This window comes from Chitinimonas sp., from assembly GCF_041904975.1.
In the GTDB taxonomy this organism is placed as follows: domain Bacteria; phylum Pseudomonadota; class Gammaproteobacteria; order Burkholderiales; family Chitinimonadaceae; genus Chitinimonas.
In genome coordinates, this window is record NZ_JAYRLZ010000070.1 from 1 (window position 1) to 2,473 (window position 2,473).

At 63.9% G+C, this 2,473-nt stretch carries 2 protein-coding genes; both read right to left on the reverse strand.

Annotated features, from left to right (window positions below; translation table 11 throughout):
• Positions 1–113: 113 nt before the first annotated feature.
• Complete coding sequence (locus ACE3OH_RS08820; RefSeq protein WP_374350975.1) at positions 114–1,097, reverse strand: hypothetical protein; 984 nt, start codon at positions 1,095–1,097, stop codon at positions 114–116.
• A partial coding sequence (locus tag ACE3OH_RS08825; protein ID WP_374350977.1) for a fimbria/pilus outer membrane usher protein occupies positions 1,090–2,473 on the reverse strand: 1,384 nt, incomplete at its 5' end. The genes ACE3OH_RS08825 and ACE3OH_RS08820, both read right to left, overlap by 8 nt.

Below are 2,473 nucleotides of genomic sequence, written 5' to 3' on the forward strand. Positions count from 1 at the left end.
GCCAATAGAGCGGCCAAAGGTAAAATGCGGGACATTATTATGTTTCCTACGTATATGGGCGTACGCCCGAAATCCGGCTCCTTGCAGGCTGCCGGTCCTGCATCCGGCGCCGGTCACTGATAGACAATCGTCCATGTAACCGGCACCTGGATGGTTCCTGGCTGAACACTCGGTGTATTCGAGAAGGTCGACACACCAAAGGTCCAACTGCTGTTTGCGCCGCTGGCGGGCAGGCTGAATGACTGGCCGCTGCTGAGATTCTGTCCGGCATAGCTGAGCAGCAGCCACAAAGGGCTGGCTGTGCCGGTATTGGCAAACCGGATGCCGCTGCTCGATGCCGGGCCGGTGAGGGTCATCGACACGGTCGGTGTCACGCTGCAGCTGAGCGAAGCCTGGAAAGACGTGACTGCCCACGTGGTATTGGAAACCTGGTCGCTGCGCAGGGTGCCGAGGCTGACCGCGCTGGGCACATTGGCGGTGCAGGATGAATCCGGCATCACCGCGCCGACGCTGAGGCGGATGCGTACATTGAGGCAATTGAGGCCAAGATAGCTGGAGGGGTTGCTGACGCAATTGGGCTCGGCAAACGAGGCGACTTCGGTATTGGCAAAACCGCCGGGCAGGCGTGGATTGCCGCTGCCGTCATTGACGTAGACCAGTTCGGCCAGCTGGGCCATCGAGGTGCCATTGGCGCCGTTCAGGTCAAGCGGCCCGAACGGGTAGCGCGCATTGCGATTGGTAAAGGTCAGGCGCAGATACAGCCCGCCGGCAATGCGGTAAAAGCCCGCCTGAGTGCCGGAATTGCCGCTCCAGCTGCCGCGTACCGTGGTGTAGTTATTGATATTGTCCTGTCGGCAAACAAAGGTGCCAGAGGTGCCATCGCTGGAGCTGGCATTGGCCACGGTTGTCGATGCCAGCACGGTATTGTTGGCCAGCGGCAGGTTGTAGGTGACTGCCGGCAGGCTGATGGTCATGGTCTGGCTCAGTGCCGACCCGTTGGCTGGCCCGGTATAGCAATCGGCAAAGGCCGAGTGGACCAACAGGCAGGCCAGCATCAGGCGCAGCAGGGCGAATAGCGGGTAGGCAGGCTTATTCATGGCAGGTCAGCTCGCGTCGTTGCAGGGTATCGCTCGCTGTCAGCGAGAAGGTGAATGCGCAGCGGTGTGTGCCCCAGATCACTACGCCCTTGTCTGCGCCTTCGCTGGCCAGTACATAGCTCATGCCCGATTGGCCAACCCAGCTGCTGCCCGCACCACCCAGATCGAGCCGCGCGCCCAGCGGTACCGGCTTGCCGTCGGCCTGGACGATGGTGAACAGGACCGGCAGACCGCGGCTGGCTTTGAAGTCGACGCGTACCAGGGCGCCGCGCGACGGCACCAGGATGCGCGATGTCGCCTCGATTTCCGTCAGCCGGCGATCGGGTGTGGCCGAGGGGTCCAGCAGGATCTCGTTTTCGCGGTAGGCACCGAGCCAGGGCAGCAGGGCATAGCCGCGCCGATCGGACACCACATCCGTCTGGCCGGCTACTGCCACGCCGGCCACGCCGCCGGTGTAGACCAGCGCCGATGATTCCCCGAGCGGCTGGCCGAACGTGAGCCCATCACCATGGATGGCCAGACCGCCATTGAGGCTGGCGCTATAGCTGGTATTGCCATCGCTGTGGCTGATCGAGGCGCTGCCATTGCCGAAGCTGCCGCTGCGCGACAGATACAGGTCAAGCTCGCGCCGTTTTCCATCGCTGGCCGAGACGTTGTAGCGCAGGCTGTCGCCGCCGGAGATGCTGAGCTGGTCGGCATTGCCGTCGGACGGGCTCTGCTGGCGGCGCAAGGACAGGCTACCACGGCTGCCGGTGCTTTCCGGCCATAGCGGCATCTGCCAGTCCAGGGTCCAGCGCTGGCTGAGCGGGCCTTGCGTGCCACGGCTACGGTCGATGGAAAAGGTCAGATTGCCCGGACCGATCTTCATGGCCGCACTCAGCGAGCGGGTCAGCTGGGTCTGGTCGCTATCCCATGCGCTGCGATGCGCCAGGCTGGCATTGAGTTGCAGCGGGCCCAGGCTTTGCGAGAACTGCAGCTGCAGCTGGTGTTTTTCGCGGAAGCTGCGACGGCTGGTAGCGGCGCTGCTTTGCGCAATGGCGGCATTCATGTCCATAAAGCCGGGGGAGGCGTGGCGCGCGCCTATCATCTGCACCGAGGTGCCGGTGGCTGCGATGGCTTTCGCCCAGAGCAGGCGCATGCTGGCGCCTTGCTCGCGACTGTCGCCATCGCGGTAGGACGACACGGCTGCATCCACTTCCAGCGCGCCAAAATGCCCGAGCAGGCCGGTAAGCCCGGCGCTGAATGCCTGGTAGCGATTGCCGGCAATGGCTTCGAGGCTCAGTGTCTTGTCGCCGCCAAAGCCGTGCGCATACTGCAAGGCGGCGAGCTGGAATCGGCTGGCACCCACGGCGGTTCCTCCGGCCAGCGACCAGCTG